Source organism: Planotetraspora sp. A-T 1434, assembly GCF_025420585.1.
In the GTDB taxonomy this organism is placed as follows: Bacteria; Actinomycetota; Actinomycetes; order Streptosporangiales; family Streptosporangiaceae; genus JAOEGB01.
The window spans coordinates 181,420-197,424 of the sequence record NZ_JAOEGB010000003.1 but is presented as its reverse complement, the minus strand read 5'-3'; the positions used below and the strand labels follow the sequence as shown (position 1 = coordinate 197,424).

General features: G+C 69.6%; 14 protein-coding genes. 8 read left to right on the top strand and 6 right to left on the bottom strand.

Annotated elements, in window-relative coordinates; all coding sequences use genetic code 11:
* Nucleotides 1-60: 60 nt before the first annotated feature.
* On the bottom strand, nt 61-696 hold the full coding sequence (locus N5079_RS06105; RefSeq protein ID WP_261582507.1) for a response regulator: 636 nt from the start codon (nt 694-696) through the stop codon (nt 61-63).
* Nucleotides 693-2,654 (bottom strand): sensor histidine kinase, encoded by a 1,962-nt coding sequence (locus tag N5079_RS06100; protein WP_261582506.1) that lies wholly within the window; start codon nt 2,652-2,654, stop codon nt 693-695. The genes N5079_RS06105 and N5079_RS06100 overlap by 4 nt, the downstream gene beginning before the upstream one ends.
* Before the next feature lie 220 nt (nt 2,655-2,874).
* On the opposite strand from N5079_RS06100, the gene N5079_RS06095 reads away from it, so the two are divergent.
* The 3 genes from N5079_RS06095 to N5079_RS06085 all read left to right on the top strand — a co-directional run bounded on the left by N5079_RS06095 (nt 2,875) and on the right by N5079_RS06085 (nt 5,926).
* Nucleotides 2,875-3,321 carry a hypothetical protein gene (locus N5079_RS06095; protein ID WP_261582505.1) on the top strand — a complete coding sequence of 149 codons (447 nt, stop codon included), beginning with the start codon at nt 2,875-2,877 and terminating at the stop codon, nt 3,319-3,321.
* A 31-nt stretch (nt 3,322-3,352) separates the two neighbouring features.
* Complete coding sequence (locus N5079_RS06090; RefSeq protein ID WP_261582504.1) at nt 3,353-5,539, top strand: BTAD domain-containing putative transcriptional regulator; 2,187 nt, start codon at nt 3,353-3,355, stop codon at nt 5,537-5,539.
* A gap of 246 nt (nt 5,540-5,785) precedes the next feature.
* Nucleotides 5,786-5,926 (top strand): hypothetical protein, encoded by a 141-nt coding sequence (locus N5079_RS06085; RefSeq protein ID WP_261582503.1) that lies wholly within the window; start codon nt 5,786-5,788, stop codon nt 5,924-5,926.
* A 337-nt stretch (nt 5,927-6,263) separates the two neighbouring features.
* On the opposite strand, the gene N5079_RS06080 is transcribed toward N5079_RS06085, so the two are convergent.
* On the bottom strand, nt 6,264-7,979 hold the full coding sequence (locus N5079_RS06080; protein WP_261582502.1) for a glycoside hydrolase family 9 protein: 1,716 nt from the start codon (nt 7,977-7,979) through the stop codon (nt 6,264-6,266).
* Nucleotides 7,980-8,125: 146 nt separating this feature from the next.
* On the opposite strand from N5079_RS06080, the gene N5079_RS06075 reads away from it, so the two are divergent.
* Nucleotides 8,126-8,863: a GNAT family N-acetyltransferase gene (locus N5079_RS06075; protein ID WP_261582501.1), complete on the top strand. Its 738-nt coding sequence runs from the start codon at nt 8,126-8,128 to the stop codon at nt 8,861-8,863.
* A gap of 21 nt (nt 8,864-8,884) precedes the next feature.
* Here the strand turns inward: N5079_RS06075 and N5079_RS06070 are convergent, their stop codons facing one another.
* Entirely contained in the window at nt 8,885-10,000 is a 1,116-nt protein-coding gene (locus N5079_RS06070; protein ID WP_261582500.1) for an alpha/beta hydrolase family protein, read from the bottom strand.
* 514 nt (nt 10,001-10,514) lie between these two features.
* Between N5079_RS06070 and N5079_RS06065 the strand changes: the two genes are divergently transcribed.
* The 4 genes from N5079_RS06065 to N5079_RS06050 all read left to right on the top strand — a co-directional run bounded on the left by N5079_RS06065 (nt 10,515) and on the right by N5079_RS06050 (nt 14,350).
* The gene (locus tag N5079_RS06065; protein WP_315967792.1) at nt 10,515-11,267 is read left to right on the top strand and encodes a hypothetical protein; all 753 of its coding nucleotides are present in this window, start codon (nt 10,515-10,517) and stop codon (nt 11,265-11,267) included.
* A gap of 87 nt (nt 11,268-11,354) precedes the next feature.
* The gene (locus N5079_RS06060) at nt 11,355-12,524 is read left to right on the top strand and encodes a sensor histidine kinase (RefSeq protein WP_261582497.1); all 1,170 of its coding nucleotides are present in this window, start codon (nt 11,355-11,357) and stop codon (nt 12,522-12,524) included.
* Nucleotides 12,521-13,240: a response regulator gene (locus tag N5079_RS06055; RefSeq protein ID WP_261582496.1), complete on the top strand. Its 720-nt coding sequence runs from the start codon at nt 12,521-12,523 to the stop codon at nt 13,238-13,240. Before N5079_RS06060 ends, N5079_RS06055 begins: the two co-directional genes overlap by 4 nt.
* A 234-nt stretch (nt 13,241-13,474) precedes the next feature.
* Nucleotides 13,475-14,350, top strand: a complete 876-nt coding sequence (locus tag N5079_RS06050; protein ID WP_261582495.1) for a hypothetical protein — start codon at nt 13,475-13,477, stop codon at nt 14,348-14,350.
* Between the two features lie 112 nt (nt 14,351-14,462).
* On the opposite strand, the gene N5079_RS06045 is transcribed toward N5079_RS06050, so the two are convergent.
* Nucleotides 14,463-14,927: a hypothetical protein gene (locus N5079_RS06045; RefSeq protein ID WP_261582494.1), complete on the bottom strand. Its 465-nt coding sequence runs from the start codon at nt 14,925-14,927 to the stop codon at nt 14,463-14,465.
* 444 nt (nt 14,928-15,371) lie between these two features.
* Nucleotides 15,372-15,989 carry a hypothetical protein gene (locus tag N5079_RS06040; protein WP_261582492.1) on the bottom strand — a complete coding sequence of 206 codons (618 nt, stop codon included), beginning with the start codon at nt 15,987-15,989 and terminating at the stop codon, nt 15,372-15,374.
* Nucleotides 15,990-16,005: the final 16 nt, after the last annotated feature.

Genomic DNA, 16,005 nt, shown 5'->3' with positions numbered 1-16,005 from the left:
AGAGGCCCTCCCGGATGATCCAGGAGGGCCTTTTGCTTGCCGTACAGCAATAGGTGGCAATCAGGTGCCGAGGCCGGCGTCGCGGGCGCGGGCGACGGCGGCCGAGCGGCCGGAGACGCCGAGTTTGGCGAAGATGTTGGACACGTGGTTGCGGATGGTCTTCTCGCTGAGGAACAGGCGCTGGGCGATGGCGTGGTTGGTAAGCCCAGTGGCGATCAGGTCGAGCACCTCCCGTTCCCGGTCGGTCAACTCGGGCAGCGGGCGGGGGCGGGCTGCCTCGGTGGCCAGAGCGGCCAGCACCCGGCTGCCGGCGGAGGGGCCGAAGACGACCTGACCGGCCGCGACGGCCTGGAGCGATCGGACGATCTCCTCCTGTGGTGCTTCTTTGAAGAGGTAGCCGCGCGCGCCGGCGCGGATGGCGGCGAGGATGGTCTCGTCGTCCGACAACATGGTCAGGGCGAGCACGGCCACGCCGGGGTGGCGGGCCGTGATGTGGGAGGTGGCCTGCACCCCGCTCATCCCGGGCAGGTGCAGGTCCATCAAGATCACATCAGGGGTGTTGTGCTCGACCAGCTCGATGGCGGCCTCTGCGGTCCCGGCAACACCGACGACCTCGATCTCGGGCAACTCGCGGAACAGTGCCACGAGCCCCTCGGCGTAGATCGGGTGGTCCTCGACCACCATGAGGCGGATCACGAGGCCGCCAGGGGGAGCCGGACGACCAGGTGGGTGCCTGTCCCGTCGCCGGTGTGCAGTTCGAAGGTGCCGCCCAGCTCTTCGGATCTGCGGCGCATGGAGGTCAAGCCGAAGCCGTGCCGGGCAGGGGAGGCCAGGCCGATCCCGTCGTCGTCGATGTGCAACTCCAGGGCCTGGTGGGCGCGCAGGCGCACGATGCAGTGGGAGGCCCTGGCGTGGCGTGCGGCGTTGGTCAGCGCCTCGGCGGCGATGCGGTAGGTGGCCAGCTCGATCGGCGCGGACAGGGCGGGCAGGTCGGACGGCGTGTCGACCTCGACGGCCAGATCGCCGGCGAATCCCTTGCCCAACTCCGCCAATGCGCCGGCGAGCCCGAGGTCGTCCAGCGGGGGTGGCCGCAGGTCGTTGACGATCGCGCGGACATTGCCGACAGTGGCCCGGATGCGGGCGGACAGATCGTCCATGATGTGCTTGGCCTGCTGCGGATCGGTGTCGACGAGGCGGCGCCCGCGATCGAGTTGCAGGGCCAGGGCCGCCAGGGTGGGCCCCACTCCGTCGTGCAGTTCGTACAGCAGCCGGTCGCGTTCCTCCTGCCGGGCGGCGAGCAGCCGGGCATGTGAACGTTCCAGATCGGCTCCGAGACGGTGGGCGTGGACGGCCACCGCCACATGCGGGGCCAGCTCGGCCAGCAACGCGCGATCCTTTGGGCGCAGCCGCTCGCCGACCAATAGCGTGCCGACCTCGTGGCCCTGGTGGTGCAGAAGAACGCGCTCGCCGGCCTCGCCGGAGGCGCCCCACGAGGCCACGACCACCCCGTGATCTTCGACCGCCACGTAGTGCACCCGCAACACGCGGCCGACCTCGGCGGCCATCCGCTCCAGCAGGTCTCCGGGGGCGCCGGCGTCCGACAGCCGCGCACCCAGGCGGCGCAGCGCCCTGGCCGGGTCGTCCCGATCACCGTAGACCAGACGGTTCGCCGCCGTGCTGGCCCGCAGATACAGCGGATGCACAGCGAACGCCACCAGGATCGCCGACGCCCCGGCTCCCAGGACGCCGCCCACTGTGAAGGCGGTCAGCGCGTAGCCCGCCAGCAGCAGCACGCTCACGGCGCCGAAGGCCAGCGCACGCGACAGCAACAGGTCGAGATCCCACAGGCGGTGGGCCACGACGGCCACGGCCACCCCGGCCGGCAGCGGCACGCAGGCCAGGGCGACGATCGGTGCCCCCCAGGGGACCAGCAGTGCCAGGCCGAGCATGCTCACCGTCAGCAGGGCCCCGGCCACCACCCACTGCAACCGGCGCCGCATCCGCTCATCGGATCGCCGGTAGCGGATCACCAGCGAGGCGAGGGCGGCCGCCACGGAGATGAGCGAACACACCGTCCCGGCCGTGCGGACCGCCGGAGGGACCCCGGTCAGATGCGCGAACACTCCCTCATAGCCGGGGGGATACATCCGGCCGACCTCGCCCAGAAGCGTCACCGGCTGCAAGATCCAGTCGACCGCGCCCATCACGATCCCGGCGATCGCCACCGCCAACGCCGGCCGCCATCGCCGCGAGGGGAGCCGGCCGTCGGGGAAGATCAGCAACAGGACGGTCGGCACCGCGAGGTAGGCCGGCACCCAGATCCAGTTCGACACCCACATCGCCCAGTCGTCGCCGGGCAGCCCGCCGTCGTTGATGCCCAGCAGGCCGTACGCCCCGAGGGCGACGCCTACCGCCTGGGCCGCCCCGATGACGGTCATGAGCCATCCGACCCGGCTCGCCGGCCGCTGCGCCACCACGAGCACGCCGGGCACGCCGAACGCCAGCCCCGCCACACATCGGAAGGCGTCGAAACGCTCCACTATCCCCGTCACGCCGATGTGCCGCAGCCGGGGCTCGACGGCGACCGTCGCCGCCACCAGGAGCACCAGCACGCTCACCGGGACGACCACACGCCGGGTCGTTCTGTCCACCACGACGGCGATCGTGTCATGTACCGGTCCCGACGTCACGGGACGAGATGTCCCTTCGTGGACAGGACCGGCGCCTCACGACGCCCTATCGTCCCGGCGCCGATGCTCGAAGAGCCGCCGCCCCGGACACCCGTACGGGGTCCACCGCGGCGGCCCGGACCGTCCGTGTTCGCGGACGGCCGTCGCCTGTCGGTACCCGAGCCCTACTTCGAGGAGAGAGCAGATGTCATCCGCACCGTCGCCTTCCCTGACCCCGTCGACCACGTCCGCAGCGGCCGGGCGCCCCTTCGCCACCGCCATCGTGGTCACCATCGGCCTCCTGCTCGTCATGGACGTGGCAGGCGCGCTGATATCGCTGGCGGCCGGCCTGAGCCCCACCTTCCTGGACGCCCTCGGACCACAGGCGCGGTTGTCGGCTCCGATTCCGATGATGATCGCCCAGGTGATCCTCGCCTTCGCCGTGAGCCGGCGGCGCCGCGCCGTCGCCATCCCCGCCGCCGTCCTCCTGATGATCGCCGGGATCCTGGCCTTCCTGTCCGGGTTCTCCGACGGCGGCTACGCCGCTGACCTCACCGCGGCCCAGAGGGTGTTCCAGATCGCCCTCGTCACGGGGCATCTGGCCATGGGCGTTCTCGCCGGGCTCCGCCTGGTCCGGCTCCTGCGCCGTTGAGATTCGCGGATTCGATGAACGGGAGGTTCTTGTGGCTGAAGTCATGCCGGTGACCGCGACGGTCGAGGCCCTTCCTGCTCCGGCGGCCCTGAGCCGCGAGAGCGGACGTGAGGGCGGGGCCGTGGACATCCGCGTGCTGGGCCCGCTGGAGGTCGTCCGTGACGACGGCCTCCAGTGCGAGGTCGGCACGCCCAAGCAGCGGATCCTGCTGGCCATTCTGGTCCTCGCAGAGGGGCGGCCGGTCTCCATGGCGACCTTGATCGACAGGATTTGGGGTGACACCCCGCCCGCCGAAGCGCGCCGATCGCTCCATGCGTATGTGTGCAACCTGCGCAGGGCACTGGAGCCGGGGCGCCCACCCCGTGCCCGGAGCGGGTTGCTGACTTTCGGCCCGGCCGGGTATCGGCTCGCCGTCGATCCGCGGCGACTGGACGTCACCCGGTTCCTCGGCCTGGTCGCAGAGGCGGAGCAGGCCACTGATCCCGCCGCGGTGGAACGGGCCGCGACCCGGGCGCTGCGGCTGTGGCGTGGCGAGCCGTACGGCGACCTCGCCGGGCAGAAGTACCCGACCGCGGCCACGGCTCGCCTGACGGAGGCCAAGGAGCGGGTCCGGGAGCTGCTGGTCTCGGCCGTCATCGACCAGGACCGTCATCACGAGGTGGTAGGGGAGCTGGAGGCGTTGACGCACGAGCATCCGCTGCGGGAGCGGCTGTGGGTGCTGCGGGCGCTGGCGCTGTACCGGTGCGGGAGGCAGGGCGAGGCCCTGGACGCGCTCCGCACGGCACGCCGGATCCTGGTCGACGAGCTCGGCATCGACCCCGGCGGCGAGGTACGCGACCTGGAGCGCGACATCCTGCTCCAGTCCCCCCATCTCAGGCCGGCCCGCACCCACCCCACCCCCGTCCCGGCCCCGTGCCCCACCCCGGCCCCGGCCGGCCCCGCGAGGGCCGCCGGGCAGGAGGGGGCGCCGACCGTGCAACCTCGGGAGGCGGGCGCGGGTGGGCGTGTGATGGCAGGCCGGCGTGAAGAACTGGCCGCGCTGGATCACCTGCTGGACGAGGTGTCAGCGGGACGGCCGGGGTTCGCCCTGATCACCGGCGAGCCGGGGATCGGCAAGAGCCGCCTGGCCGAGGAGATGGCCGGCCGGGCGCGCGAGCGCGGCCACGCGGTGGCGATCGGGCGATGCCCGGCGGCCGGGAAGACACCGGCGTTCTGGCCCTGGACCCAACTCCTGCGACATCTCACCGGCGTCACACCGCTCCCGGCAGCGCAGGCGGGTCAGACCCCGCCGGCGCTCGGCGTGGCCGGTGTCCCGGACAGCCGGCCCATCGCGGGGGCCGATCCCGAGGAGGCGGAATTCCGCATGTACGAGAGCGCCGCGCGGCTACTCGTCGCCGCGGCGGGTGAGCGTCCCGTACTGGTGATCCTGGACGACCTGCACTGGGCCGATCCCTCCTCCCTGCGCCTGCTGAGTCACCTGGCCCAGACCTTCACCGAGGGCCGGGTGGCGGTCATCGGCACGGCCCGCGACTGGCCGACGCCCGCCGGAGCGCTCGCCGGCGCCTTCGAGGCATTGGCACGGCGCCAGGCCCTGCGGCTCCCGCTGACCGGCCTCACCGTCACCGAACTGGCCGAACTGGTGGCCCACGGCGACACACCCGAAGACGACCCGCGGTCCTTACACGACCGCACCGGCGGCAACCCCTTCTTCGCCACGGAGCTCATCGGCCGCAAGACCGCCTGCTCCGCCCGTGCGGTCCCGCCCGGGGTGCGCGACGTGGTGCTCGGCCGGATCAGCCGCCTGCCCCGGCCGACCGGCGATTTGCTGCGCCTGGCCGCGACGATCGGCCCGGAGTTCGACCTGGCACTCATCGCCCGGCTCGCCGAACTGTCCCTCGACGCGGCACTCGACCGGCTGGAGCCCGCCATGGCCGCCGCCCTCATCGCCGAAGGATGCCCAGGGCGCTTCAGGTTCGCCCACGCCGTGGTTCAGGAAACGTTGACGGACGGCATGCCGGCCCTACGCCGGGCCCACCTGAACGCTGAGATCGCCCAGGCGATCACCACACAAAACAGCACAACCGCCTCCAACGGGGCCGCCCTCACCGGCCGTCTCCGCCACCCGGCCGCGCCCACCACCAACGCTCTACGCTCGGCGGCACGCCGGCCCGACCTGGTGTCGCGATACCACTGCCGACGATCCCGGGGACTCGGCTGACAGCCAGCCATCGTGCTCCGGGCATGGGGGCACGCGGCGGAGCATCTTGCCCTTGGTACAGCGCTTCGGCCAGCATGTGGGGACGCTCTGGCACACGACACCGACAGACCACTCGCGGGCTGCCACGCGAGAAGACGGGGACGAGACTGCGAATGGGCGGATGAACATCGAGGTCGTGGACGCCGCCGCCGGGCGCTGCACGACGCGGTTCTCGGCTCGACCCCGGCCGAGCGGGCAACGCTCGCGGTGGAACCGCGGCTCGGGGCCAACCAGCGGCTATACCGGTCGTGGGGGTGGGTCCGCGCCGGCCGGATGGACGGCGCCGCCGACGGTGTGCCCTATATCTACGACATCTACATTCTGGCCTTGCCCATGACCAGGCCGTAGACCCCGAAGAGGCGCCCCATCATCGTGTTCAGCCGAGCCGGCACCGGTTCGCTGGTTCAGGCGGTGGCCCGCCAGTGGTGGTACGGCATCGTCGGCGACGACGAGGCCTGCTCCGCGTCTACGCCGAGGGGCACTGGTACGGAGTCACGACGACAGCCGAGTTCAAGGCCCACGCGCAGGCGGTGTCGCCCGCGTACGTGTCGGCGTTCTGGCGGGCACACCGCATCCCGGGCTCGGGCGACTCGGGGATTCGGGCTGACTCAGGTTGACGAGGCCCCCGAGGTGACGGGGTGTTATCGTGCCCGGCCGGGGGTCGCCGATCGTCGACGGCGCCGCGTCAGCGGGACGCCGAGACGGCGAGGAGGAACCACGCGCTGTGGGGGATCCACTGCTCGGCCCAGCGCCACGAGTCCCCGCTCGCCGCCTGCTCGGCGGGCATGAAGGCGATGTCTCGCTCGTTGTCGAAACCGCTGGTCACACCGTTCAGGATGCCGCCGGGCACGTTCTGGAACGCTGTGGAGTATTCGACGTTGTTCCGGCCCCGTCCTTGGATCATGCACGAGTCGAACGGGTTCAGCCCCATGACCCACTGCAACTGGTCCTCGGCCAGCCGCGTGAGCCGATCACCCAGGTCGGGGTCGCACTCCGGAAGCTCCGCGGCGAGCAGGGCGGCATAGGCGATCGAGCAGATGTTGGCGTTCTCGCCCTGCCACCAGTATCCGGTCTCGTTGTCGTGCGGATAGAAGAAGCTCGTGCGAGGCTCCGAGCCGGCCGGCTGGACGTACTGCCGGAAGTAGCCGAAGGGGTTGTCCACCTCGTCGGCCAGCCGTACGGCGTCGCGCACGAGCGTCACCGCCGTCGCGCGGGCCTCGGCCGCGAGTGCGGAGTCACGATGAACCTCCGCGAAACGCATCAGCGCCACGGCGGGCAGGCCGGACTCGGCGGCGTGGAAGAACGGCCGGCCCTCGGCGTCTCCGCGAAGGGATCCGAAGCCCTTGCCGGTGGAGACGTACCGCCCCATGAGCGACCGTGCGCGCCGCGCGGCGGCCTCCTCGAATTCCGGGGCCGGGGCGTCGATGGTCCCGGCGGCGTCGGTCAGCTCGACGGCGGCCATGAGGGCGCAGTAGTCGTCGATGACGGTCTCGGTGCCGTCGTGGAGGTAGTCCAGGTTGTGCTTCTCCAGGTGTAGGAACCCTCGGCGCGCGGCGTGGAAGTAGTCCTCCGCGGTGAAGTCGCCGTGGTCGCCGACCGTGGCGGCGCGCGCGAGCGCCGCGATGGCCATTCCTCCGCCCTGGCGGTACGCGGCCTGCCAGCGCGTCGTACGGACGCTGTCCCGCAATGGGGCGTTGATCACGCGCTCGTCGAGGTCCTTGGTGAGCGCGTCGAAGATCGCCGTGTAGAAGTAGCCCTCGGGTGACTGGAACCGCACGAGGAAGTCGGCGCCGTGGAGCCCCTCGTCGCGCGTCCGGGCGCCGAGCGTCTGGAAGAGGCCGGGGTGTTTCGCGGCCAGCTGCTCCCGGGCGGCCAGGAAAGCCCAGGCGCACAGGGGAGTCTGCTGGGGGTTCATCATCCGGGTGTAGTTCAGGTGGCTGAGAAACTTGCTGTGGTCGCCGGACGCGTCGAGCCAGCCCCCGCGGGCGTCGACCGTACGCCCCGAGTCGTCGCCGTAGAACCGTGCGCTCCGGTCCTTCCGGTCGATCTCGCCGCTCGACCGGACCGCTTTGAAGTAGTAGAGGACATCCGAAAGCGTCTGGTAGTGGATTCGCCGCGACCCGATGACGAACGGCTCGGAGCTCCGGACGCCGTCGGATGTGGTGACCTCGACGCGGTAGCGCCCCTCGGCCCGCACATGCGTGAAGTCGACCCGCCGGAACGTGCCGACCGACCATTCGTCGACCTGGAGCTCCGGGCCCACTGCCAGCTCGGCCTTCGTGCCGTCGGCGTCGTCGACGAGGAAGGCCGCCGTGACCATGACAGGCTCCCGCGTGAGCACCACCGCCTTCTTCGACCCGGACGTGTTGTAGCCGAGATGGCTGGTGAGAACGCTGAGCATGGTCATCCCCTCGTCATCCCTCTCGCAGGGCGCCGGTGTCCCGATTGATCATGGCATCCCGGTTGCCGCCTCGCTCTCCGGGACGTACGGCCCGGCCTGCCGGAAAACCGGTTGCCCTGGTCAGGCCACTGCGCGACGCTCCGGAGGTGAGCGAGAAGCGTGAGATCGTGGTGGGCGCCAGTGGTGTCCCGGCTGTCAGCTACGTCGAGGACGTCAGGGACGGACGACCGTGGGCCGACCTCGTCGAGGTGATCGGGCCCGATCCGGCCGATGCGATCATGTCGCGGTTGCGCGGGTGGGCGGTCTCGGCGCCGGTGGAGCTGTCCGAAGAGCTCGTCAGGCGGGGAGCCCGGCTGCTCCGGCACGCGCACGAGATGTCCTGTGACCTCCGCCGGACGCCGATCCCGGGAGCCTCCCCGCCGGACGGCTTCCGTTTCGTGCCGTGCGACCGCTCGCCCGAGGAGATCTTCCCCGCCTGGCGGTCGGCCTACCCGCCGGGACACCCCGATCACCGTCGGCGCGACGGCGGCGAGGCGCTCCGTGAGGAGCTGGCCCCGCTGCTCCGCGGCGAGATCCTGGGAAAGCTGCTGCCCTGCAGCGTGCTGGCGGTCGATGCCGGCGACCAGGTCGTGGGGGGCGTCGTGATCAACGACAGGGACGGCCTCCCGTGGATCTCGGAAGTCTTCCGCCACCCCACCGGCGCCCCTCGCGGTCTGGGCGCGCTCCTGCTCAGGACCGCGCAGGCCCGGGCTGCCGCCGATGGCCTCTCCACCCTGGGGCTCGCCGTCACGCACACCAACCCGGCCAGGCATGTCTACGAGAGGCTCGGATTCGTCGTGACCCGGACGTCGATGACCGTCGCGATCCCCGACGAGGTCCCATAGGTCTTACAGGCCTTTTAGAGCTTAGAGGGACGACGCGAACGTCCTCAGCGCCTCTTCGTAGCGGGCCGGGTCGACGTTCCACGAACCGGTGTGGCCGCCGCCTCGGGTCTGGACGAGCGTGACGAGGTCCGGCCTCGCCTTGGCCAACTCCAGGGCCGGGCCCACCGGCACCGTCGCGTCGGCCGTGTCGACGAACACCAGCGCGGGGGTCTTGAACTCGCGGGCATGCCGTACCTGGTCGAGATCGTCGAAGGACAGGCCGGTGCGCCGCTCGATGACCCATTCGCCGACCGTCACAAGGAAATCCGGCACGCCCATCTGCTGAGCGCCGAGCGCGATGGGGGATCGCCAGTCGAGCACGGGGCTGTCCAGGATGATCCCTTTGATGGGTTCGTCCGGGAGTTTGCGTACGGCCATGGGCACGATCCCGCCGCCCATCGACCAGCCGTAGAGGACTATGCCGGTCGCCCCCTGGCTCTTGGCGTACGTGACGGCTGCCGCGACGTCCTCCCACTCCGTGGCCCCGAGGTGGAACTTCCCGTCAGGGCCGGGTGGCGCGCCCTCGTCGTTGCGGTAGGTGATGCCGAGCATCGGCATCCCCAGCCTGTGGAAGGTCGGCAGCACGCGGAGCGCCTCGGCCGGGTTCGCGTTCCGCCCGTGGACGGCGATCACCCAGGTCGGAGAGGTGCCCTCCGTCCGCCACGCGGGAAAGCCGCCGAGCGGGGAGGGGACTTTCACATCTGTGTACGGCACGCCGGCGGCGGACGGCTTCCCGTCGCCCCACAACCATCGGTCGAGGTACGCGCGGACCCCTGGGCGAAGCTCTCCTCTGAGGACCTTCTGGACCTTGCGGGTCACCGTCCCGGAGCCGGTCGTGACGGTGGGGCCCAGCAGGGCGTTGCCGTTCGCCCAGGTCAAGCCGTAGGTCCCGGGTGTGGCCGTATCCGAGCCGCCCTTGAGCGTGACCTCGTCCCCATTGAAGGCCATCACCTCGAGCGGGTAGTCCGAGGCGTGCACGGGATCGAGGACCAGCCCCGAGTAGTACCACCCGGCGCCTCCCACCGCGACCACGCCGAAGACGGCCACCACCGCCACCGTGCACGCGACGCGCCGCCGCCACCGGGATTCCTCAGCCATGGACGAGAATCTAATGTCGACGAGCCGCAAAATGCCGTTATGTCGTTCTTTGATCTGGCGGGGGTGGTCCATTGAGACCTGTCCGTCTGGATCGCCGCCGGGCGATGCCGGCGCAGGCCCCGTTCCACGTCATCGACGTGTCGTCGCAGGTCCGGCGCAGAGCACCATGACGGTGAGCGTGCCGGCGTTCGGTCCTCGAGGGACATGTGCGGGGCGCGGGCCACTGCCTGCCGTAGCGCCACGCAGGCACCGCCTCCGCATGGTCTAACGCTTCTTCAGCCCGCGGCCCGTAGCTCGGGCAACCTGCCGCTGGTGCCCCAGATGCCGCCCCAGGCCGCGGCTGACTTCGACAAGGACACGGCCGCCGATCTCGGCATCAAGCCGGGCGAGGTGGATTGGGCATCGACGAAGACGCACGCCCGGAGCGGCGCACCGGTCGACCGAAGTGCAGGTGCCCTGCCAGTGATCCTGTTCTCGCCGGGGTTTCCAGGCTCCGCGTACGCTCAGCACCGTCCTGGTCGAGGAGCTGGCCAGCCGCGGCTACGCCGTCGTCACCGTCGACCACACCTACGAGCCGGATCAGGTGGAGTTCCCCGGCGGCCGGGTGGAAGGTGCCAAGCTACCGCCGATACGGACCGAGGAGGAGCAGGCGAAGGTCTTCAAGGTCTTGCTGGCGGCGCGGGTCGCGGACCTAAGGTTCGTCCTGGATGAGCTGGCGGCCCTGGACTGCGGGCGCAACCCCGACGCGGAAGACACGCCGCTGCCGGCCGGGCTGCGCGGCTCCCTGGACCTGTCCCACATCGGAACGTTCGGCCACTCCATGGGTGGGGCCACAGCCGCCCAGCTCGTGCATGATGACGGGCGCGTTGACGCGGGAGCGAACCTCGACGGCATCATGCTGGGCCCGGTTGCCCAAAGCGGTGTCGCCAAGCCGTTCCTGCAGGTGGCGGGGGAGACGACCACCCGAGACAGCGAGCCCACCTGGAAGTCCTTCTGGGACAACTCGAGCGGCTGGAAGCGTGAGGCGCGCTTCACGGGAGCGCAACACTCCTCCTTCTTCGATCTTCAGGCGATCTTCCCCCAGCTCGCGGGGAGACTGCCGAACGTCCCCGTACCCGACATGATCGGGACGATCAAGCCCGAACGCTCGATCGCCGCTCAGCGGGCCTACCTCACCGCCTTCTTCAATCTGCACCTGCGGGGACGGCACAGCCGCATCTTGGACGGCACCAGCCAGACCTATCCCGAGGTCAAACTCATCCCATGAGCACGAGAGCACTGCAACCTGGGTTGCACGGGAATCTCCGCCTTCAGGGGGAACCTGGACAAAGGGCTGACTCCTATCGTCGAATCCGTGTTCGCCAGATCACGCGCCTGGATGGCCAGCCACCAGGACACTCTCGTCATCGCGCCGCTCGTGCTGTGCTGCCTGATCCAGGTGAGGTACTTCAGCGCGCCGGGATCGCGCACGGGCGGCCCGTGGGTCACGCCGGCCCTGCACGCGGCGCTGCTGATCCCGCTGTTGTGGCGGCGGCGCCACCCTCTCACGGTCTTCGCGATCGCGGCGCTGGTGAGCTTCATCCAGTGGGTGGCGGGCTTCGGCCTGCTCGCCGCCAACAGCGCGGTGCTGGTCGCGATGTACGGCGTAGCCGCACACTGCCGGCTTCGCTGGGCGACAGTCGCCGGAGCGATCGCCGAGCTCGGCATCGCGCTGTTGGTGCTCCGGCCCAACGGATCCGGGTCCGTGCTGGCCAAGGAGTACGCCGCCTTCTCCGTCTTCGTGATCGCCATCTGGATCGCTGGGATCTACGCCAACACCCGCCGCCGCTACGTCCATAGCCTGGTAGAACGGGCGAAACAGGCGGAAAGAGAGCGCGGCCAGGAGGCCCTCATCACGGCTGCGGCCGAGCGGGTGCGCATCGCCCGCGAGCTGCACGATGTGGTCGCGCACAACGTGAGCGTGATTGTCCTGCATGCGGACGGCGCCGGATACGCCATCCACAGCGAGCCCGAACTTGCCGCACAGGCCTTGCAGACCATCTCGACGACGGCCCGCCGGGCGCTCGCCGAGATGCGGCGGCTCGTGGGCGTCCTGCGCGAGGAGACCGGCGCCCAGGAGCCGCACTCCCCCCAGCCGGGGCTGGCACGGCTTGGCGAGCTCGTCGAACAGACCCGCGCGTCCGGGCTGCCGACCGAGTTCACCGTGCACGGAACATCCCCACCGCTGCCCGAAGGACAGCAACTGGTGATCTACCGGATTGTCCAGGAGGCGCTGACGAACACCCTCAAGCACGGCGGGCCCGGCACTCGAGCCAGCGTCGAAGTCGCATTCGGCCACGACGAGATCAAACTCGAGATCGCCGACGACGGCCAGGGGGCGCCCGCGCTTCAGGTCGTAGGTGGCCATGGGCTGGCCGGCATGCGCGAGAGGGCGGCGCTCTACGGCGGGACCCTCCAGGCCGCGCCCCGGATCGGCGGCGGCTTCCACGTGTCCGTCCGCATGCCCGTCGGCCATGAGGAATGAATACGGGTAACGCCCAGCGGATTCGGCTCCTGCTGGTGGACGACCACGAGCTCGTGCGGGCCGGGTTCCGGCTGGTCCTGCGCTCCCAGCCGGACATGGAGCTGGTCGGGGAGGCCGCGGACGGCGCGCAGGCGATCGAGGTCCTCCACGCGATCGAGGCCGACGTGGTGCTCATGGACGTGCGGATGACCCGCATGAACGGTCTCGAGGCGACCAGGCTCATCCGCGCGGACGCCGCGGCCGCGACGCCCAAGGTGCTCATCCTCACGACGTTCGACCTGGACGAGTACGCCTTCGCCGCGATCAGGGCAGGCGCGTCGGGCTTCCTGCTCAAGGACGTGCCCGCGGCGGATCTGTTCAGCGCCATCAGATCGGTGCACGCGGGCGGTGCCGTGGTCGCACCTACCACCACCCGGCGCCTCCTGGAACGCTTCGCCGTACACCTTCCCACCGACACCACCAAGCCGGGCCCGCACGGTCTCACGACGCGGGAGCAGGAGGTGCTCCTGCACGTGGCGCGCGGCCTGTCGAACGCCGAAATCGCCCAGCACCTGCGCCTGGCCGAGGCGACTGTGAAAACGCACCTCAATCGAATCCTGGCCAAACTCGACGTGAACGGCCGCGCCCAAGCCGTCGTCTACGCCTATGAAAGCGGCCTTGTCACCCCGGACCGGCCAACAGAGTTACCTTGTCCTCATGCCGGCAGGGCGCGGTGAACCGGCCGGCCCGCAGAGCGGTGCGATCGGTAGGGGCTCATGATCGAGGGCTTTGGTTGCGAGCGCGACGAAGGCTTCCGCTTTGTCCAGGTCTCGTGCGACATCCTCGGAACCGATCTCGGGAGTCTCCGGTCGCGGATATTCGATTGATCGGCGCCGCATCTCGAAGGTGTGAAGACTCTCCATTACCGTTGCTCAAACTGATCTTTTTCGGGAGCGACGAGGGAAACCAGCATGCTTCAGGCGGCAAAGAAACGCCCCCCGGTCACGGCGGCGCTGCGTTTTGGTGCGATCTTGGCCGCCTCGGTGCCGACCGTCCTTTACGCCTTCGGTGTTGGCAGAGTGAGGGCGAACTGGTCCTGCTTCGCCGCAAGCTATATGTCCGACGTCGAGATGGTGTCGCGGGAGATCGTGTTATGGGGCAGCCTTCTCCTGCCTGTTGTCCTTGCGGGCCTCCTGCTGTACGGATCACGCTGGACAACATTCATGGGCGTCATATCCATCTGCGCCGTGCTGTTGATGAGGCTGGTCCTGGTGGTCGGCGGGCTTGACCACGAGGCGTGCGCCAGGGAGGCTCTCCCTGCCGTCCTTCCCTGGTCGCTGATCGCGTGCTATGTCCTGGCCGCGGCACTTCTGATCATGGCGGGCTCATCGCCGTCCCCGGGAGCCGGGTGGAGGGTGGCGGCCCTCTGGGGCGCGGCTGTCGTCGCGGCCTGGACGACGGTGGACTTCGGCTACGTGCTGCTGGTTGACAGCGGCGGCATTTCCGGATCTTCCGCCGACTATCCCTCATCATTCTGGGATGGTTTGGGGGCGTGGGCCTTCGACGCGGAGGCGACAGGTCTTCCGCTCGCGGTGGTCGCGCTGGCCATGGCTTCCACTGTCCTCACCAAGGGATGGCTGGGCCGCCTGGGCGGTCTCTTGGGCGTGGGATTTCTGCTCGGCTTCGCTGCGGTCGGCGGGCCGACTGGTTTCACCTGCTACGCACCCGACTGCTCCGAGTCTGCCCTCAGCCTGGTGAGCTGGCCGTCTCTCCTGGCGGCGATCTTCCCCCTGCTGGCCGTCTATGTACGAGCATCCCGGAACGGCTCAGGGAACTCGCCATCCTGATCGCCCTCTTTGGCGCATGCGTGCGTATTTTGGCTCCATCCTTCGGCGGCCCGGCGGTCGGCGAAATGGACTCTCCATGGGTTTGGACGTGGCACATCAGCGCCCCGGCCTGTCATGCGTCTTCGCCGAGTGGCCGTGAAATCTCTGCACCATCGCCGGGGAACGGCCCCTGGAGTTCACGCGCGAGCTGTGGGTCACTCCATACGACTGCGGTGGACCGCCAAGAGATGAGCGCTCGACTGAAGGGCAGGAGCTCGCCGGTGTCCGCTCCGGCTACTAGGTGTCCGAGCAGGTCGCGCACGCATTCGTGCCGTTCCGTCAGGGGCAGCCAAGTGGTCCAGGGAAGTTCCTCGGTGAGTACCTCTTCAGCGAGGCTACTGTTGCGCCGGGCGAGTATGGCCAAGGAACGTGCGGCGATGCGCAAGGTGGCGACACCGGCTTCGAAGCGCTCGGCCCGCATCAGAACGAGGTCCTCGTCGTCCCTCCGCTCCAGAACGACGTCCGCGTCATCAAGCGAGGGCAGCACTTGTGAGGGTCCACGCAGAAAGGCGCTGTACGGGAAGCTCTTCGTTGTCATGACCCAATTTCATCTGAACTACTTCAGATACTCCAACGAAATCACGTGCGGCAGTACGTTACCTGTCGGTACGCTCTCCGGGGACCTTGAGGAGAGCATGTGTCACACGTGGAGATCGCGCACCCCAAGTGCAAGCTATGACCCCCGTTACCTGCCTGTCACACCCGTTGCTCAGCAGGGGATCTTCATGCGGGAGACGTTGTCCGCGGTCAGTGCCAGTAGTCGCGTTCCGGCAGGCGCAGCCACGCGTCAGGCGGGCCAGTGACCGCGCGCGCGTCGGTCAGCCGCAGGCCTGCATAGGCGCAGGAGTAGGCCACCCCGTTATACCGGTAGAGGTATGAGAAAAAGGACCTCCAGAGGCCCATCTTCCTCCCACGGGCGTCCGCCGGGATGCAGGTCCCAGCCGACGATCTCGCCGTCGCGAACGATGCTGCCCTACTCCTCCTACGGCGAATCTGCACCTGCCAGAGAGCGCCGACGTCGCTCCAAGAGGAATCGGACGACGACGAAGCCGATACTTGCGGCAGCCACCGCCCATACGATCGTCTTCCCTATGGTCTCGACCACCTCGTTCCTGCCGGGCGGGAGCACGACCATCTGTACGGCGGCGCCGACCGGCACGGTCAATCTCGCGAGCAAGCCGATCGCTCCCGGTCGCTTGGCGCATGCACCAACGGCACCCAAGGGCGCTCCGAAGACGACACTGGCGACCCACCACACCGGCGGTTCGGACTCGTACCAGGGGAACTGCGCGCCGCTATGGATGGTGTCCACGATGCTGTAGGCGGCCGTGGCCGCAAGCAGGGCCAGTGCACCAGCGGCAGCACCACCCCGCGCCAGTGCTGTGGGACGGCTCTCCTTGGCGTGTGTGACCAGCCACCCCACTGCGACCGCCAAACCCGCCCAAGCCCAGCCGGAGTCGAGCAGCACGCTCATGATTTCCGCGATTGACCACCCGCTGGTGGTATAGGCACGGCTTTCAAGGTCGGCGTAGGTGTGGGAGAGGGCGTTCACGAGGGAGGTTGCCGCGCCGAATCCCGCTCCGACCGCCAGGGCGCTCACGAGGATCTCCATGGGA